Consider the following 17,497-nt stretch of genomic DNA (forward strand, 5'->3'; position numbering starts at 1 on the left):
ACCAAAATCCCGGAAAAAATCTTTTCTTAACCACTTCATTATCAAAATCTTTCATAACCAAAAAAACGTACGTTTTTTTTTGGCGTTATTTTCGTGAATCACGGGCAAATTTATAAAAAGATACTTCCGTATAAAAACTTCATAATTAAAAAATTAGCAAATCCTCCCCGCGACTGCCTGGAACATCTTTCTCCGCGAATAAAAACGTAGGTTTTTAGTGGTTTTTTTTCATCTCCATAACTCTTATTCTTGCCGGTTTTCGGAGGTTTCAATGTGTTTTCATTCTACTTTCAAACAAGAAAAAAGACGGAAAAATTGCATATTTATCATAACACAAAAAGAATGTAAAGACTTTTATAACTACTTGTTTTTAAATGAAATGCACGACCAAAAAAAGGGTTCGTTTAAATTAGATAAGTTTCACACAAAAGTAACAAATTTTTACCGAGGGCAAAGCGTTCATTCTCAAAACAATAATTTTTTTTCACATTTCGCAACACTCACCAAATTTAAACGAAGGTTTAAATTGGTTTTTTAAATCATAACTATTTGAACTTCATTATTTTAATAAATCATAAAATGGGCACTTGCCATCCCCGCACGGCGAAAATAAGCCGACAACCGCAGGGAGACCGTCCCCATGCGGGACTTTTAGCCGACAGCCATCGGGAGGCAATCCCCATCCGGGATTCCAAGCCCACGGGCTCCAGGAAGGCATTCCCGCAAGGGATTAAGGTGCCGGCTACCATAGGATGGGTGTCCCGACACGGGATTTTAAGCCGACAGACGCCCGTTTGTCTTTCCCGCACCCAACCGATATGCCGACAGCCGTCGGCTAAAGAAAACCAAACAATATTGTCTAATCTAAAATAATAAGCTTATGATTACCTCAACGAATCTCAAATCTTTACGCAATCTGGAAGCATTCCAAGTTTATTCCGATGTGGCGGTGTTCCTGAAACAGGACGAAACCATCGAGGAACCTCTGAAAGGGCTATGCGATACATTCTATGCCCGCCTAAAGGAGTATGACACGGCTCTTCTGCCCGAACGCCGCAGCCCCCGGACGGCTGAACTCGCCCGACTGGATGCGCAGCGGGATTATCTTTTCCGCAGTATGGTCGCCAATCTGAAACTCTACGTAGCGTCTCCCGATGCAGAACAGGCGCAGGCTGCCGATGTACTGCTGTCGCTGGTGGATAAATACGGCCGGAACATTGCCGCTATGCCTTACCGCGAAGAAACCGGTGCCATTACCAACCTGTTGCAGGACTTTGCCCTGGAAGCGAACGCCACTTTTGTCAAGAAGCTGTTTGCGGAACACTGGATAGATTCCCTACGCACCGCCAACACACAATTTGAGCAGACGATGCTCTCCCGCACGGAGACCGCTTCGGACGCTCCCTCGGAAACGAGCAAGGCCGTGCGCGCCACGGTGCAGACGGCATTTGAAAAGCTGTGCGAGATGATTAACGCCCTCGCCATCGTCAAAGGCGAAGCCGATTATGCCCGCATTATCGACCGCATCAACCAACTTGTCGGCGAAGCGCAGGATGTCGTTGCCCGCCGCCTCGGACGCAGCAAAAAAACGGTGGAGGAAGAAGGAACAGAAGAATAAATTATCAATCAAAAAATAAAGAAAGATGAAAAAATTACTGTACTGGACGCTGTGCCTCGCGCTGTTGGCAGGGTGCAGCAAGGATAAGAGCATAGAAGACCCCGACGAGCCGATTGTTTTTATGTTGGTGCTTTCTAACTCGGAGTTGGTTTTTGATGCAGAGGGGGGAGAAAAGACGTTTACGATTATGTGTGATGGGAATTGGACGATTACCAACGAGAGCGATTGGTGTACGACGGATGTTACCTCCGGAACGGGAAATTCGACTGTTACGGTGAGCATGCAAAGTTACGGGGAGTTGGAGGACCGCAATATGAATCTGACGGTGAAGGCGGGTGATAAGACGCAGGTGCTGAGCGTGACACAGAAAAGCAAGGTGGCCATTATTTTGAGTAAGGATAAGTTCGAGGTACCGCAGGAGGGCGGCGTGGTGGCCGTGAATGTGAAGAGTAATGTTTCCTATTATGTGATGAGCTCTGGTTGGATTGGAACTTTGATGGAGAAAACACGGGCGAATGTAACTGATACGACTTATTATTTTATGGTTAGTGAGAATAAAAGCGATGAATCCCGAATGGGGTATATTGTTTTCGTTACTGCTTTTTTGCAGGATACTGTCCGTATTTATCAGGCACAGAATGACCGGTTGGTGCTGACACAAACGGAATATAAACTGTCGGCAAGGGATACTACTATTGCCGTGGAGTTGAAATATAATGTTGATTACGAAGTCGGTATTTTGGGTGATGCTGCTTCATGGATTAGTCAGGTGGAGACGAGGGCCAGCCGCGTGGACCGTTTGGTATTTCATATCGATGAGAATACCGGAGAGGTGCCGCGTACTGCTAAGATTGTTGTACGGAATAAGAATGATGTACTTTCCGATACTGTTTATATTAGTCAGGCTGTTCCTGACAAGGATATTACTACTGAATTTGATTCTGAATTTGCCAAGGTGTTGATGAAAAAAGGCTATATCTCCGATGTTTCTCATATTACCCTGACAGATGTAAATAAGATTGAGATGTTGTTTATATCAAATGAGGGTTTGACATCTTTAAAGGGAATAGAGTATTTTGAATCATTAACGACGTTAGGTTGTGATAATAATCAACTTACTTCTTTGGATGTAAGCAAGTGTACGTTTTTGGAGAGTTTGTCCTGTGTAAGAAATCAACTCGCTTCTTTAGATGTGAGCAGTTGTAAGGCATTAACTTCTTTATCTTGTTCCGAAAATCCGTTCACGTCGTTAGATGTAAGTGAGAATACGGCGTTAATGTATTTGGATTGCGACCGAAATCAACTCACATCTTTGGATGTAAGTAAGAATACAGCACTGACCCAGTTGTCTTGCATGTTTAACAAACTTACGTCGTTGGATTTAAGTAAGAATACAGCATTAATCCAATTGGTTTGCATGTATAATGAACTAACCTCATTGGATATAAGCAAGAATACGGCATTGACCAACTTGGGTTGCAACGGTAATGAACTTACATTGTTAGATGTAAGCAAGAATACGGCGTTGATTGACTTGGATTGCAGACAGAATCAACTCACATCATTAGATGTAAGTAAGAATACTGCTTTAACTCGCTTAGAATGCAATGATAATCCCGGTGACGGTGTGAGTATTTTCCCGGTGACGGCTTGGTTTGATAACAATGCTATTCCGGAAAATATGAGTATTGAAATTAAAAGTTGGGACTACGACGGTCAAACGATTACCATAGATTTCCGCAAGGCGGAGTGATAGCGAAAGTTGAAAGAAAAAGTCCGGTGATACACCGGACTTTTTTAGTCGTATTCCATGTAGCCGGTACGCTGACGTTCTGTCATGAAATATGACATTTCCTTGCCCGTTTGCTCCTAAAAAACGCCATTTTTACTCCCCGATAATTGTTTTCCCGCAATGGCATGCCATTTGATAAAAAGATTATCGTGTTTGAATGACAACTTTCAATACACGTAAAACGAATAATATAAACGAAATAAAATAAATTATCATGGGAAAAATTATTGGAATTGATTTAGGTACCACAAACTCTTGCGTTGCCGTTATGGAAGGCAACGAACCGGTGGTTATACCGAACAGCGAAGGCCGGCGCACGACGCCTTCGATTGTCGCATTTGTCGAAAACGGAGAAAGAAAGGTGGGCGACCCCGCAAAACGCCAGGCTATCACGAATCCTAAAAAGACGATTTATTCTATCAAACGTTTCATGGGAGAGACGTTCGACCAGGTAACCAATGAAATTAAACGTGTGCCTTACGAGGTGGTAAAAGGAGATAATAATACGCCGCGCGTGGTTATCGATGACCGAAAATATTCTCCGCAGGAGATTTCTGCCATGATTTTGCAGAAAATGAAAAAAACGGCAGAGGATTATCTGGGACAGGAAGTAAGCGAGGCCGTTATTACGGTGCCCGCCTATTTTAACGACGCACAGCGCCAGGCTACGAAAGAGGCCGGCGAAATCGCAGGACTGACGGTGAAACGTATTATCAACGAGCCGACGGCAGCAGCATTGGCATACGGGTTGGACAAGAAAGATCAGGATATGAAGATTGCCGTGTTTGACTTGGGTGGAGGTACGTTCGATATTTCTATCCTCGAATTGGGCGATGGCGTGTTTGAGGTTAAATCTACCAACGGCGATACCCATCTGGGAGGTGACGATTTCGACGATGTTATCATTAACTGGCTGGCCGACGAGTTCAAGAAAGACGAAGGCATCGACATCCGCCAGGATGCCATGGCTCACCAGCGTCTGAAAGAAGCTGCCGAAAAGGCAAAAATCGAATTGTCCAGTTCTACTACGACAGAAATCAATCTGCCGTATATATTCCCGGTAAACGGTATTCCCAAGCACTTGGTTCGTACGTTGAGCAAAGCACAGTTCGACCAGCTGACCTACCATTTGGTAGAAAAGACTATCGAGCCTTGTAAGAAAGCATTGCAAGACGCCAACCTACAGGCTTCTCAAATCGATGAAGTTATTCTCGTCGGAGGTTCTACGCGTATCCCTGCCGTACAGAAGAAGGTAGAGGAGTTTTTCGGCAAGGTTCCTTCCAAGGGTGTAAACCCGGACGAAGTGGTAGCTGTAGGTGCCGCTATCCAGGGAGGTGTCCTGACGGGAGAAGTGAAAGATGTATTGTTGTTGGATGTAACCCCGCTTTCTTTGGGTATCGAAACATTGGGCGGCGTCATGACCAAATTGATTGAAGCCAATACGACGATACCGACGAAGAAGTCGGAAGTGTTCTCAACGGCAGCCGATAATCAGCCGTCGGTAGAGATTCACATTCTGCAAGGTGAACGCCCCATGGCAAAAGACAATAAGACCATCGGCCGTTTCCACCTGGACAGCATTCCGCCTGCCCCGCGCGGTGTACCCCAGATTGAAGTTACCTTTGACATTGACGCCAACGGTATTCTGAATGTGTCTGCCAAGGATAAGGCTACGGGCAAGGAACAATCTATCCGTATCGAAGCATCTTCCGGTCTTTCCGATGCTGAAATCAAGCGGATGAAAGACGAAGCGACAGCGAATGCCGAAGCCGACAAGAAGGAAAAGGAACGCATCGATACCATCAACAAGGCTGATTCTATGATTTTCCAGACGGAAAAACAATTGAAAGAGTTCGGTGACAAATTGCCCGCCGACAAGAAGCAGCCGATAGAAGCCGCTTTGCAGGAACTGAAAGACGCACACAAAGCGCAGAACGTAGACCAGATTAATGCGGCTATCGATAAATTGAACAATGTTTTCCAGGCAGCATCCCAAGAGATGTACAACGCCCAAGCTCAACAACAGCAAGGTGCACAACAAGGTCCCCAGGGTGCCGGTCAGACCGACAATGGCGGAAAAGACCAGGAAGTAACCGATGTTGATTTCGAGGAGGTGAAGTAATAGCTTCCCGGACAACAAATAAAACCCCGGCTGGAAAACCAGCCGGGGTTTATTTTATTCCTAAATAATCAAAGCAACGAGGCAAGGAATTGCCCTATCCGTTTCTGAATCTGCACAGGCGGGCAAGTGAAATGATTCACCAGGATAGTAAAGGCTAATATGTCACCGTCCTTTTTCGTCAGATACCCCGACAGACAGCGCACCCCAGCAAAAGAACCGGTTTTTGCCCTCAATTTATTTTTCAAAACAGGCGCTGCCGAGCAATAGGCACTCAAACACGCATCCGTTCCCGCCAAAGGCAAGGATGCCACAAAGTCCCACCTCAATTCATCATGCACCCACAGCAATAAGTCGGTAAATACCTCCGCCGGTACGGCATTCACCACCGATAACCCGCAGGCATCCCGCAAGGTTATCCCTGAAGTGTCTATACCGATTCCCTCCAGTTCCCGACAGCAATACGCCGGGTAGTCCCCGCCGCTTGCCAGATTCCCCAGCGCCTCTGCAAAGAGATTGATGCTTTTCTTATTGGTCTCCCGCACTATCTCCTTTAACGTCGGAGAGCGAAATACCGCCAACTCTTTCTCCTCCGTTTCCGGCAATGCCTCTTTCACCACCACCACGCCTTTCTCATTCAATTTCTGCTCCAATTCATGCAGAAAGCATAAATCCGGCCGATGCATGGCACCTTTTATTGTATACAGCTTACGGTTTCGGGGCAAGTTTCCCACAACCCGCATTTCCCCGCTATACGGTCCGCCATATATACAAGCGTTGTCCGTCCGTCCGACCCCAGCCACCACATCACTGACAAAACGGACACCCGGCTGTTCCGGCTTCACAAACAGCAGGTCGGCTTTCTCTCCCACCTCTCCCGTCCGGAAACCGATATAATACGTATTGTCCCGGTAGTTAAAAGGGAAGTAAGCCGCCCCGTAATAATTGGATATGTCCTCCCACAGCCAGGAACCCGGCAGCGCCACCTCTTGATTGCCCGTTATCCTCACCTTTCCCTGTATCTTCCGTATTCCCTGCTGACATATATTTTCCACCAACCGCTCCATGAACTCCTCATCCGGAAAGAACCGGGATTCCAAACAAGGGTCCCCTGCCGCCCGCACCACAATATCTCCCCACAACGTACCTTCTTCAATCTTGCCAGTCATTACTACGGAAGTCTCATAGCAAAAATCTTTCCCCTTCTCCCTCCACGCCAGAGCGGTTGCCAGCAATTTACATACAGAGGCCGGTTGCAGCGCCTTGTCGCCGGCGTAATCAATAACATTTCTCCCACCTTTGACGGTTTTTACAGAGATTCCTACCGAGGCGTGCTTCAACTCCGGGCTTTCCAAGAAACGCTCCAACATTGCTTCCTGCGCCCCGGCATCGGTTACACACCAAAAATAAACCAACCAAAATAAAACATGTTTCATCTTTTACTCTTCTTCTATTGTTTTTAAAATATTCTCTACCTCTTTCTCCGTGTCATGCAATTTCGCTTTGCAAAAGGCTATCAACTCCGAAACCCGCTTTACCTTCGCACTCAATTCATCCACATCCAGTTTGTTCTCCTCCAGTTGAGCAACAATTTGCTCTATCTCCGCCATCGCTTCCTTATAATTCAATTTCTCTTTCATACTATCTGCTTTTATCTATATTCTATTTTTCTCCTGTTACCACACTCCTTATCTGCCCGTCTGCCAACACGGTTTCCAACACATCCCCCGCTTTCATCCCTTTCGCCGAAAATACCGCCTTGCCATTCAAACGGGTAATGGAGTAGCCTCTTTTCAATACGTTTTCCGGGTCTACATACTTCATCTTTATTTCCGCCACTTCCAGAAGATGCCTGTCTTTATCAAATTTCACCCCACATCCGGATTTCAACTTATGGGAAAATAAACGCAAACGACCGACGCTACCATCCAGCATTAATTGCGTCAGCCGTTTTAAATCAACCGCCAGCAGGTGCTGCCGGCTCTTTGCTTCTGCGATAAGCTCCTGTACTTCCGTCAGGAAACTTTCTTTCAATTCCTCCAAATGAGCGTCAAAGTCCTGAAACGTTTCAATCAAAAAAGCCGCCGCCGCCGTGGGTGTCTTCACCCGCCGGTATGCTACCCTGTCCACGACCGTTTCGTCCCGCTCATGCCCGATTCCCGCAATGACCGGCAGAGGGAACTGCGCCACATTCGCCGCCATATCATACGTATCAAAACTTCCCAAGTCCGACTGGGCTCCGCCCCCCCGGATTATCACCACTACATCAAATAAATCTTCGTACGCATAAATCCTGTCCAATGCCGCAATCACCGATTCCGACGTCCGCTCTCCCTGCATTACCGCCGGAAAGAGCCTAACATGAAATTTATAGCCGTAAGAATTATTCTCCAACTGGTCCAGGAAGTCCCCCAGCCCAGCCGCCGTCGGTGAAGATATGACGGCCACATTCTTAGGCAAAAGAGGCAATTCCAGGTTCCTATTCATATCAATAATCCCCTCCTGCTCCAACTGCTCTATAATCATCCGTTTTTTCCGCTCCACATCCCCTACGGTAAATGTCGGGTCAATGTCTTTCACATTCAACGATAAACCGTATAATTCATGATATACGACCTCCACCTGTATCAATACCTTCATTCCTTTTTCCAGCGTTCTCCCCGTCGTCGTCTCAAAATAAGGCTTCAGCATCCGGTAAGTAAAAGCCCATATCGTCCCTCTTGCCACGGCCGTCGGATTCTCCTCCCCCTCCGGTTTATCAACCAATTCCAAATAACAATGTCCGGAGTGATTCTCCAAGACGGCAGCAATCTCCGCCGCCACCCAAACGGGTGCCGTAAATCTCTCTTTCAATACATTTTTGACCTGGTTGTTTAAGTCAAATAAAGAAATGAAATCCATACCTCCGTTACTCATCCATCATCTGTAAATATACATCGGGCTCATCTGTAAAATTCGCAGGGTCCACAATTGCCTTCACCTCATTTTCCAACTGTTGTATCTGTTCGCTTTCCTGCAAATCTTCCTCTTGCTGATTGTCCGAAACGCCCGCCTTAAAATGACGTTCCCGCAGCAGTTCTCCCTCCTCATCGTAATAACGCCATACACCTTCTTTCAGATTATTCCGGTATGCCCCCTCTATGCGCACTTTTCCCCCGTAACCATACGCCCTCAATATTCCATCCAATTTTCCATCCACAAATACCGTCTCAAATTTCAATTTCCCGTTGTCGTAAAAGACTTTCCACTCTCCGGACAATACGCCCGACTTCCAGGTCTTTCTCTCCGCCACCTGCCCCGAAGCATAATACTTGCAAGAAACTCCATCCAATTTATCCTCCGCATATTCTTCCGTCGTCAATAGCCGCTCTCCTTTGCGATATTCCCACACGCCTGTTTTCTTCCGGTTCAAATACCGACCCGATGAACTGAACTCACCGTTTTTACTGTAAATAACAGCATCCGTTTCTTCTCCCCGGTAATTCAGTTTTGCCTTCACCTGCCCCGAAGGATAATATTGAAGCATTTCCCCTACCGGTTGCCTGCCGACGAAATATCCCCGGTAACGCAACGTGCCGTCCGCATAATATGCCTCTTTCAGTTCTCCCTGCTGGGCACCTGCCGACAGACAGACGCTCATTAGGCCAACCAGTCCCCAACCATATATATATATACTCAATCGCATAACTTATCTCCTATATTTTAACCGTATGATTCAATTCATCTATATAATCCAATACCTCTTCCCGTCCCAGCCTTTTCTCAGACGAAGTAATAAATGCCAACGGCGTTGTCTCCCACGTATCCAACATCACCCGATGATAATTGTCAATGCAGCTCACCCGTTGAGTCGCTGTCAATTTATCTGCTTTTGTAAAAATCATTACAAACGGCACTCCGTTTTCTCCCAACCATTCCATAAATTCAAGGTCTATCCGCAAAGGCTCATGCCGGCTATCTATCAACACAAACAAACACACCAGATTTTCCCGCTTTAAAATATAATCCCGAATCATCTTCTCAAACTGTCCCCGCGAGGATTTCGACGTACGGGCATAACCGTATCCCGGCAAATCCACCATATACCACTCCTCATTCATCAGAAAATGATTTATCAATTGGGTCTTCCCCGGTTTCGCCGCCGTCTTTGCCAAATCTTTCCGATTTGTCAGCATATTTATCAACGACGACTTTCCAACGTTCGACCTCCCGATAAACGCATATTCATGCCGGTCCGGCGGCGGACACTTTTTTACATCGGAATTGCTTACTACAAATTCAGCTTTCGTTATCTCCATTCCCTTTTATTTAAAAATTATCATCCGTAGCATCCACCCATTTGTACAATTTGTCTCCCCTCCTGATTTTTTCCCCGACAGCCATTGAAAATACCGCTCCTTTCTTCACACTATCCACCGGTTGCAAATCTACCCGGATTTCAGGCACCTGCATCTGTATGGTTCCTGTAGTCATTCCCTGTATCAATATCTCATCCCCCACATTCAAATCAAAAGATTCCAATTTAAACTCCCCGACCTGCAAATTCTTAAAATAATTGGTCACCTTCCCCAACAATACTTTCTTCTTCGTTGCCTTGGAGCCATATACTTCACTCCATTCTCCCAATCGTTGTCCCAAATAATAACCATCCCAAAAGCCCCGGTTAAATACGGTTGCCAAGCGCTTCTTCCATTCTTCAATCCGCTCTGCCGCATAGCTTCCGTCCACATAGGCCTGAATGGCTTCATTGTAACATTCGCATACCGTCCGTACATATTCCGCCGAACGCGCCCGCCCTTCTATCTTGAATACCCGCACTCCCGCATCCGCCATTTTATTCAGGAATCCTATTGTACAAAGGTCTTTGGGAGACATAATGTATTCGTTCTCTATATCCAGTTCCACCTCATTATCCCGGTCTTTCACCGTATAGGCCCGCCGGCAAATCTGAAAACAGGCACCCCGATTGGCAGAAGCATTTTTCTCATGCAAACTCAAATAACACTTACCCGATACTGCCATGCACAACGCCCCGTGAGCAAACATCTCAATCCGCACCAACTCTCCTTTCGGTCCCCGCAAATTATGCTCGATAATCTGACGATGAATTTCCGCCACCTGCTCCAACGACACTTCCCGTGCCAATACCACCACATCCGCATAACCGGCAAAAAAACGCAACGCCTCAAAATTAGAAACGTTGCACTGCGTACTGATATGTACCTCCACTCCCACAGAGCGCGCATACAGAATAGCCGCCAAATCGGAAGCAATAATCGCTGTCACTCCCGCCTCTCCCGCACAATCAATCACCCGCCGCATCTTCTCCAGCTCATTATTATAAATCACCGTATTTACCGTCAGATAGGTTTTTACCCCCTTCTCCGAACAGATTTCCACAATATGCTTTAAATCATCCAACGTGAAATTAGCAGACGAACGTGCCCGCATATTCAATCCCTCCACACCGAAATACACCGAATCCGCCCCTCCCTGTAAAGCCGCAGCCAAAGATTCATAAGATCCCACCGGAGCCATTATTTCAAAATCCTTTCTTGTCATACTCTTGCCAGAAACTGATTATAAACACACAAATTTATAAAAAACTTTCATATCACTAAACAGCGCCAAGGCTGGCATTTCAATTCTCCACCCATACCATTCACAAATAATATTCATTATCTTTGAAGCACAAATTGAGATTTAATGAAATCAAACGAAATAAAATTAGGCTCTTTAGAAGATATTGCAACTATTGTATATGGAAAAGAAAAAACAGAATATCAAAACCATAACTGAGTATAACACAGTAGATATGATCCCCAATCAAAACCGGAAAAAAACTGCCGGCTGATAAAGTTTTGTAATTAATTTGAGATCAAGCAAAAAATCTTTCTTTCAAACGTTCATATACGATTTTTAAACTTCCCGTACTTTCGACTAGTTCATTTAATGAAACCACGACTTCTTGAGTATCCAACGGATAATCATGTGCAATTGTATTTCTCAACTCCCGCATATAAACCCAATTCTCTATACTATCAATTACTCCCAATCGTTCCAAACGATCCAAGACATCACGCATTGACATAGTTTCTACCTCTTCATACAACCACGATAATACATACCTGAATATCTTCGTTCCTATAGCATCCTGCAATTTGGAAAAACGAAATATAAACTGATCCAAACGCATCACCGCATCACTATTTAGGTTCAGATAAGTTTCTTCATCTAACGGGAAATACAATTTCAAGCCACGTAAAGCCTCCTCAATCCGTACAACATGTTTATCACAGATTTCAAATGCCCGAAGCAACCGCTCTTTCAATTCCTGCCGTTTCTCTGTCATATCAATCGTATTCCATGCAACATAGCCTCCCGCACAACTGCATTATCCTCATAATCTCCAACCACATCAATCTTCCGGTCTCCTAAAGCCAACTTCAACTTAGCCACCATCCGCACCCGCTCCAAAACTCCTTTCTTCTCTCCTGCGTTTCTAACCAATAAATCAATATCCCCCCCCCGCTTACTGTCATCCGTACGCGAACCAAACAAAAACACCTCTACTCCCCAGCCGTAAACTTCTTGAGCTATCCGGACAATTGTATCTATCTCCCCAGCAGTTAAACGCATAATTATCTTGTTTTTATATCAACAAAGATAAACAGACTTTCTCAATAAACCAACCCCTCCCTAAAAACAAAGGAGACTCACCTCCCGGTGAGCCTCCTTAATCTCCGCATACAACAAACCTATTTACAGTTCTCTCTTACTTATCACCATACATCCGTTCATAGTAACGCTGGTAATCCCCGCTTGTCACCTGATCCAACCACTCCTGATTATCCAAATACCACTTCACCGTCTTCTCGATGCCTTCCTCAAACTGAAGAGATGGTTCCCAACCAAGCTCACTCTGCAATTTGCGCGAATCAATGGCATATCGCATATCATGACCGAGACGGTCGGTGACGTAAGTTATCAATTTTTCAGACTGTCCTTCCGGGTTACCCAAAAGACGATCGACCGTCTTGATTATGACTTTTATCAGGTCGATATTCTTCCACTCGTTGAAACCTCCGATATTGTACGTCTCTGCAATCCTACCCTCGTGGAAAATCAAATCTATCGCCCTCGCGTGGTCTTCCACATACAGCCAATCCCTCACGTTCTCGCCCTTGCCATACACCGGCAACGGTTTATTGTGACGAATGTTGTTTATAAACAAAGGAATCAGTTTTTCCGGGAACTGATAAGGGCCGTAATTGTTCGAACAATTGGTTACAATCGTCGGCAGTCCGAATGTGTCATGAAAAGCCCGCACAAAATGGTCACTTGATGCCTTTGATGCCGAATAGGGCGAATGGGGATTGTATTTCGTTGTCTCTACAAAAAACTCCGTGCCGTATGCCATATCGTCGTTGCTCGACGCTTTGGTAGTGAACGGCGCAGGAACGCCTTCGGGATGAGTCAGTTTAAGAGCGCCGTAAACCTCATCCGTCGAAATATGATAAAAACGCTTCCCGTCATACGCCCCCTCCCAGGCCACTTTGGCAGCCTGCAACAGGGACAAAGTACCCATCACATTCGTCCGGGCAAACGTAAACGGGTCTTTGATGGAACGGTCTACATGACTCTCCGCGGCCAGATGAATCACGCCATCAATATGATATTTGCGGAATAATTCACAGATTACTTCAAAATCGCAGATATCCGCCTTTACGAACGTATAATTTGGTGCTTGCTCGATATCCGCCAAATTGGCCAGATTGCCCGCATAAGTCAATTTGTCCAGATTGATGATATGATATTCCGGATACTTCCTTACAAACAGCCGAACCACATGCGAACCGATAAAACCGGCTCCACCGGTAATCAATATATTTCTTTTAAAATCCATAACTTCTTAATTTAATTCATCCATACATTTCACAAGCGACTCCTTCCAATGAGGAATCTGATAATCAAAATCCTGCTTCACCTTCGTTTTATCCAAGACGGAAAAAGCCGGACGCTTCACCTTGCTCGGAAATTCATCCGAATGACAAGGAACAATGTCACATTCGTGCCCAGACAATGCGGCAATCTCTTTCGCAAAATCATACCACGAACATACCCCTTCATTCGAGAAATGATAAATTCCTTGATGTTCCCGATACTTTCCTGATTCTATGACATAGTAAATCAACGCAGCCAAATCTCCTGCATAAGTAGGAGTCCCCACCTGGTCGAACACGACCGTGAGCCGTTCCCGCTCCGCAGTCAGCCGACGCATCGTTTTTACGAAATTATTGCCGAAAGAAGAATACAGCCAGGCCGTCCGGAAGATCAGATAACGACACCCGCTGGCCTCAATCGCTTTTTCTCCAGCCAACTTCGTCCTGCCATATACCCCCAGCGGATAGGTCGGTTCTTCCTCCCGGCAAGGCAGATGACCGGTCCCCTGAAACACATAATCGGTAGAAACGTGAATCAAGGTAGCTCCAGTCTCCCGACAGGCAACAGCCAGATTTTCCACCGCCTGATGATTAATCCGATCTGCCATCCCAGCATCCTCTTCCGCCTTGTCCACATTCGTATAAGCCGCACAATTCACGACCACCGAAATCCGATTCTCGCTCATACAACAACGAACAGCCTGCAAATCCGTTATATCCAGCTCCGCCACATCCGTAAAAACAAAACACTCCGCATTCGCCCCCTCTGCCAGACGCCTCATCTCATTCCCCAGCTGTCCGTTCGCACCAGTTACTAAAATACGCTCATTCATACAACTTCTCATTATAATCAAACAACCACTCCGCCTCCTTCAATCGGACGTGACACCGGTCCTTTTCCGAAAGAATCACCTTCTCCACCGGCAATTGCCAATCAATGCCCAGATCCGGATCATCCCACGCCAAAGCCCCTTCATACTCGGGTGCATAAAAATTGTCGCACTTGTACTGAAATATCGCTTCCGGACTCAATACCGCAAACCCGTGGGCGAATCCGCGCGGAATAAAAAACTGTCGTTTGTTCTCCTCGCTCAACTCTGCCGACACATACTTGCCGAATGTCGGCGAACCCTTGCGGATATCCACCGCCACGTCCAACACCTTTCCCTTCACCACCCGCACCAGCTTAGATTGGGCATACGGAGGCTTCTGGAAATGCAATCCCCGCAACACGCCGTAACACGACTTTGATTCATTGTCCTGTACAAACGTCGTCTTGCACACCAGTTTTTCAAAATCCCGTTGTGAAAACGACTCAAAAAAGTACCCTCGTTCATCTCCGAACAAACGAGGTTGAAGGAGTACCACTCCCTTTATGAAAGTTTCAATCAGTTCCATATGGATTATTCCCCGAATTTTTCATTTTTCTCAAACTCATCCGCCATCTTCATCAGATACTGCCCATACTGATTCTTTATCATCGGCTGTGCCAGTTCCCTCATCTTGGCAGGTGTAATCCAGCCCTGACGCAAGGCGATTCCCTCCAGACAAGCCACTTTCAACCCCTGCCGCTTCTCGATCACCTCCACGAACGTCGAAGCCTCACTCAACGAATCGTGCGTCCCCGTATCCAGCCACGCAAAACCACGCCCCAACAGCTGCACCTTCAACTCTCCGTCCTGCAAGAATCGCTGGTTCACCGTCGTAATCTCCAGTTCTCCGCGTGCAGACGGCTGGATGTGCTTCGCCACATCCACCACCTTGTTCGGGTAGAAATACAACCCCACGACGGCATAATTCGACTTCGGCGCTTTCGGTTTCTCCTCGATGCTCAACACATTCCCCTCCTTGTCAAATTCTGCCACCCCATACCGCTCCGGGTCGCTCACCCAATAACCGAACACCGTGGCTTTTTTCTCCTCCTCCGCTGTCCGCACCGCTTCCTGCAACATCCGCGTAAAACTCTGCCCGTAGAAGATATTATCCCCAAGCACCAAACAGGCGGAATCCTCTCCCACAAACTGCTCTCCGATGATAAACGCCTGTGCCAGTCCGTCCGGACTTGGTTGCTCCGCATACTCGAAGCGCACCCCGTAATCCGAACCGTCCCCCAACAACCGCCGGAAACCCGGCAAATCCTGAGGTGTCGAAATAATCAGAATCTCCCGAATTCCGGCTAACATCAGCACGGAAATCGGATAATAAATCATCGGCTTATCGAAAATCGGCAGCAACTGCTTGCTCACCCCTTTCGTTATCGGATAAAGCCGTGTGCCGGAACCGCCGGCAAGAACAATGCCTTTCATAAAAGAAGTTTTTTTATAAGCGAAATACAGTATTTATTCTTTTCAATACGTTTCCTATCGAAAAACCAACCCCATTTGTTAAAATATATAATAACAGATTTTATATGGTACTTCAATAGTTTTTTATTCTTGTAGGAGCCTTTTTCATATTCATGCACTACAGAAACTTCTGGATAAAATATAGTTTTTGAAACTTCACCGATTCGTCGACAAAGATCCAAATCCTCTGCATACATAAAATATCGTTCGTCAAATCCACCAACTTGCTTTAATACTGAACATCTCATAAACATAAAGCAACCGGATAAAGAAGGAACTTCCATCACAGAGTTATAGCCAGACCAATGAAGTTCATACATATAATCATGCTTCTTCTGATACGACTTAATCGGAATAAATCTACGTACAATCAGATTCATAGGAGATGGAAGAAGTTTACACAAATATTGAGTATCACCTGATGGGTAAACGATTTTAGGCATTACCAATCCACAATCGGGAGTCCTATTCATAAATTCGCTCAATCGGCCTAATACATCTCCTGTCCAGTAAACATCAGGATTTAAAACTACATGATAAGTACCACCAAGTTCCATCGCTAGTTTTATTGCAACATTATGAGCAGATCCATATCCAAGATTAACAGAATGAATATAACGTATTTTTGGGGTATTACTGACAAAATCTCTTAGCTCATCATTAGATGAATTATCAATGACAAATAAAACTTTTACGTCAGACTGCTCAACACACTTGATTAGTCGTTGTAAGTCTGTATGTAATGTATGATATGTAACAATAGAAGCCGTCAACATAATATCTCTTTAGATATAGGAGTTATTTTATTCGGATTATTGGAATACATACGCATATCCCCAAAAGGAAATTCAACTTCCGGAGTATTACAGTCGAATTTATATACTCTACCACTTTCTAAAACCACCGATATTTTATACCCTAAATCAAGTACTAGTTGTGAAAACTTTACTTCTCCCTCTCTAATTAAAAGCCTTTTATCAATGATGTTAATTCCTGGAAATTGACCTTTATTTAATTTTACTATCTCATCTAAAACATCAACAGTAGTAAGGATAAAAAAACTTTGGATATGCGGTGAGAAATTATTTTTAAAAAGTGTTTGAGTATATCGAGAATTACACGAAATCCCTAATGCTCCAACATCTTGATTATTCTCCATATATTCAATATAATCGTTAAGAAAAGTATCAATTTGTGCATTTACAGAAGAGTTTGTAAGTATGATGTAATGATTTTCACGAGTTCTCTCCATATCATATGCTACTGCGTATCCAGAAAAATCCATTCCAGTGTTAGAGACAGGGATAATTTTATCTGAATTATTTTCAATATAATTTTTATCGATGGTATTAAGTTTTTCTATTTCCGAAATAGTGACATAAATTTTTAAATTTAACAAGGTCTCTCTGTTAAATCTCAAAAGTTGATAGAATAGACCGCATTCAAATTCTTTAATTTTAGGGATGTGTTTTATTCTTTGAAGCTTATAGCCTCCCCATTCATGAATATAGACAGTTATTAAATTGCTTTCAACTGATTTTCTTTTCGTCTGCTTTGCTAATTTTTTCTTTTTCTTAAAACGATAGAATATATCTGATATTAAAGCAAAATAAAATGAAATAATCCCTTTTGTCCTCATATTGATATTTGAACAACTAAATTTTCAGATTGAAGAAATCA

18 protein-coding genes are annotated in these 17,497 nt (G+C 44.8%); 4 read left to right on the top strand and 14 right to left on the bottom strand.

Annotated elements, in window-relative coordinates:
• Nucleotides 1-549 precede the first annotated feature (549 nt).
• From NFR61_RS09160 to dnaK, 4 genes are all read left to right on the top strand, one after another.
• Nucleotides 550-873 (top strand): hypothetical protein, encoded by a 324-nt coding sequence (locus NFR61_RS09160; RefSeq protein ID WP_251623305.1) that lies wholly within the window; start codon nt 550-552, stop codon nt 871-873.
• Between the two features lie 7 nt (nt 874-880).
• Nucleotides 881-1,618 carry a DUF6261 family protein gene (locus NFR61_RS09165; protein ID WP_251623307.1) on the top strand — a complete coding sequence of 246 codons (738 nt, stop codon included), beginning with the start codon at nt 881-883 and terminating at the stop codon, nt 1,616-1,618.
• A 25-nt stretch (nt 1,619-1,643) separates the two neighbouring features.
• The gene (locus NFR61_RS09170; protein WP_251623309.1) at nt 1,644-3,371 is read left to right on the top strand and encodes a BACON domain-containing protein; all 1,728 of its coding nucleotides are present in this window, start codon (nt 1,644-1,646) and stop codon (nt 3,369-3,371) included.
• 253 nt (nt 3,372-3,624) lie between these two features.
• On the top strand, nt 3,625-5,532 hold the full coding sequence (gene dnaK / locus NFR61_RS09175) for a molecular chaperone DnaK (protein WP_251623317.1): 1,908 nt from the start codon (nt 3,625-3,627) through the stop codon (nt 5,530-5,532).
• Between the two features lie 68 nt (nt 5,533-5,600).
• Here the strand turns inward: dnaK and dacB are convergent, their stop codons facing one another.
• The 14 genes from dacB to NFR61_RS09245 form a co-directional block, all read right to left on the bottom strand.
• A complete protein-coding gene (gene dacB, locus NFR61_RS09180) occupies nt 5,601-6,965 on the bottom strand; it encodes a D-alanyl-D-alanine carboxypeptidase/D-alanyl-D-alanine endopeptidase (protein WP_251623319.1) in 1,365 nt (454 codons plus the stop codon).
• 3 nt (nt 6,966-6,968) lie between these two features.
• On the bottom strand, nt 6,969-7,169 hold the full coding sequence (xseB, locus tag NFR61_RS09185; RefSeq protein ID WP_251623321.1) for an exodeoxyribonuclease VII small subunit: 201 nt from the start codon (nt 7,167-7,169) through the stop codon (nt 6,969-6,971).
• Nucleotides 7,170-7,191: 22 nt separating this feature from the next.
• On the bottom strand, nt 7,192-8,430 hold the full coding sequence (xseA, locus tag NFR61_RS09190; protein WP_251623324.1) for an exodeoxyribonuclease VII large subunit: 1,239 nt from the start codon (nt 8,428-8,430) through the stop codon (nt 7,192-7,194).
• A gap of 7 nt (nt 8,431-8,437) precedes the next feature.
• Nucleotides 8,438-9,214, bottom strand: coding sequence for a toxin-antitoxin system YwqK family antitoxin (locus NFR61_RS09195; RefSeq protein WP_251623325.1), 777 nt, complete (start codon nt 9,212-9,214; stop codon nt 8,438-8,440).
• 10 nt (nt 9,215-9,224) lie between these two features.
• Nucleotides 9,225-9,827, bottom strand: a complete 603-nt coding sequence (gene yihA, locus NFR61_RS09200; protein ID WP_251623332.1) for a ribosome biogenesis GTP-binding protein YihA/YsxC — start codon at nt 9,825-9,827, stop codon at nt 9,225-9,227.
• Between the two features lie 10 nt (nt 9,828-9,837).
• Nucleotides 9,838-11,091: a peptidase U32 family protein gene (locus tag NFR61_RS09205; protein WP_251623334.1), complete on the bottom strand. Its 1,254-nt coding sequence runs from the start codon at nt 11,089-11,091 to the stop codon at nt 9,838-9,840.
• A gap of 316 nt (nt 11,092-11,407) precedes the next feature.
• The gene (locus tag NFR61_RS09210) at nt 11,408-11,881 is read right to left on the bottom strand and encodes a toxin-antitoxin system antitoxin subunit (protein WP_251623336.1); all 474 of its coding nucleotides are present in this window, start codon (nt 11,879-11,881) and stop codon (nt 11,408-11,410) included.
• Entirely contained in the window at nt 11,878-12,168 is a 291-nt protein-coding gene (locus NFR61_RS09215) for a nucleotidyltransferase domain-containing protein (protein ID WP_251623338.1), read from the bottom strand. The genes NFR61_RS09210 and NFR61_RS09215 overlap by 4 nt, the downstream gene beginning before the upstream one ends.
• A 136-nt stretch (nt 12,169-12,304) precedes the next feature.
• Nucleotides 12,305-13,435 (bottom strand): dTDP-glucose 4,6-dehydratase, encoded by a 1,131-nt coding sequence (locus NFR61_RS09220; RefSeq protein ID WP_251623340.1) that lies wholly within the window; start codon nt 13,433-13,435, stop codon nt 12,305-12,307.
• Between the two features lie 6 nt (nt 13,436-13,441).
• The gene (gene rfbD / locus NFR61_RS09225) at nt 13,442-14,305 is read right to left on the bottom strand and encodes a dTDP-4-dehydrorhamnose reductase (RefSeq protein WP_251623342.1); all 864 of its coding nucleotides are present in this window, start codon (nt 14,303-14,305) and stop codon (nt 13,442-13,444) included.
• Entirely contained in the window at nt 14,298-14,870 is a 573-nt protein-coding gene (gene rfbC, locus NFR61_RS09230) for a dTDP-4-dehydrorhamnose 3,5-epimerase (RefSeq protein ID WP_251623344.1), read from the bottom strand. Before rfbC ends, rfbD begins: the two co-directional genes overlap by 8 nt.
• 5 nt (nt 14,871-14,875) lie before the next feature.
• Nucleotides 14,876-15,778 (bottom strand): glucose-1-phosphate thymidylyltransferase RfbA, encoded by a 903-nt coding sequence (rfbA, locus tag NFR61_RS09235; protein ID WP_251623346.1) that lies wholly within the window; start codon nt 15,776-15,778, stop codon nt 14,876-14,878.
• A complete protein-coding gene (locus NFR61_RS09240) occupies nt 15,775-16,593 on the bottom strand; it encodes a glycosyltransferase (RefSeq protein ID WP_251623348.1) in 819 nt (272 codons plus the stop codon). The genes rfbA and NFR61_RS09240 overlap by 4 nt, the downstream gene beginning before the upstream one ends.
• The gene (locus tag NFR61_RS09245; protein WP_251623350.1) at nt 16,587-17,456 is read right to left on the bottom strand and encodes a rhamnan synthesis F family protein; all 870 of its coding nucleotides are present in this window, start codon (nt 17,454-17,456) and stop codon (nt 16,587-16,589) included. The genes NFR61_RS09240 and NFR61_RS09245 overlap by 7 nt, the downstream gene beginning before the upstream one ends.
• Nucleotides 17,457-17,497: the final 41 nt, after the last annotated feature.

It is taken from the genome of Odoribacter lunatus (genome assembly GCF_943193135.1).
GTDB classification, from domain to species: domain Bacteria; phylum Bacteroidota; class Bacteroidia; order Bacteroidales; family Marinifilaceae; genus Culturomica; species Culturomica lunata.

Excerpts from the sequence above, each read along its gene's own strand:
- NFR61_RS09165 (WP_251623307.1), top strand. The coding sequence starts at position 881 with ATGATTACCTCAACGAATCTCAAATCTTTACGCAATCTGGAAGCATTC.
- NFR61_RS09170 (WP_251623309.1), top strand. The coding sequence starts at position 1,644 with ATGAAAAAATTACTGTACTGGACGCTGTGCCTCGCGCTGTTGGCAGGG.
- dnaK (WP_251623317.1), top strand. The coding sequence starts at position 3,625 with ATGGGAAAAATTATTGGAATTGATTTAGGTACCACAAACTCTTGCGTT.
- dacB (WP_251623319.1), bottom strand. The coding sequence starts at position 6,965 with ATGAAACATGTTTTATTTTGGTTGGTTTATTTTTGGTGTGTAACCGAT.
- xseB (WP_251623321.1), bottom strand. The coding sequence starts at position 7,169 with ATGAAAGAGAAATTGAATTATAAGGAAGCGATGGCGGAGATAGAGCAA.
- xseA (WP_251623324.1), bottom strand. The coding sequence starts at position 8,430 with ATGGATTTCATTTCTTTATTTGACTTAAACAACCAGGTCAAAAATGTA.
- NFR61_RS09195 (WP_251623325.1), bottom strand. The coding sequence starts at position 9,214 with ATGCGATTGAGTATATATATATATGGTTGGGGACTGGTTGGCCTAATG.
- yihA (WP_251623332.1), bottom strand. The coding sequence starts at position 9,827 with ATGGAGATAACGAAAGCTGAATTTGTAGTAAGCAATTCCGATGTAAAA.
- NFR61_RS09205 (WP_251623334.1), bottom strand. The coding sequence starts at position 11,091 with ATGACAAGAAAGGATTTTGAAATAATGGCTCCGGTGGGATCTTATGAA.
- NFR61_RS09210 (WP_251623336.1), bottom strand. The coding sequence starts at position 11,881 with ATGACAGAGAAACGGCAGGAATTGAAAGAGCGGTTGCTTCGGGCATTT.
- NFR61_RS09215 (WP_251623338.1), bottom strand. The coding sequence starts at position 12,168 with ATGCGTTTAACTGCTGGGGAGATAGATACAATTGTCCGGATAGCTCAA.
- NFR61_RS09220 (WP_251623340.1), bottom strand. The coding sequence starts at position 13,435 with ATGGATTTTAAAAGAAATATATTGATTACCGGTGGAGCCGGTTTTATC.
- rfbD (WP_251623342.1), bottom strand. The coding sequence starts at position 14,305 with ATGAATGAGCGTATTTTAGTAACTGGTGCGAACGGACAGCTGGGGAAT.
- rfbC (WP_251623344.1), bottom strand. The coding sequence starts at position 14,870 with ATGGAACTGATTGAAACTTTCATAAAGGGAGTGGTACTCCTTCAACCT.
- rfbA (WP_251623346.1), bottom strand. The coding sequence starts at position 15,778 with ATGAAAGGCATTGTTCTTGCCGGCGGTTCCGGCACACGGCTTTATCCG.
- NFR61_RS09240 (WP_251623348.1), bottom strand. The coding sequence starts at position 16,593 with ATGTTGACGGCTTCTATTGTTACATATCATACATTACATACAGACTTA.
- NFR61_RS09245 (WP_251623350.1), bottom strand. The coding sequence starts at position 17,456 with ATGAGGACAAAAGGGATTATTTCATTTTATTTTGCTTTAATATCAGAT.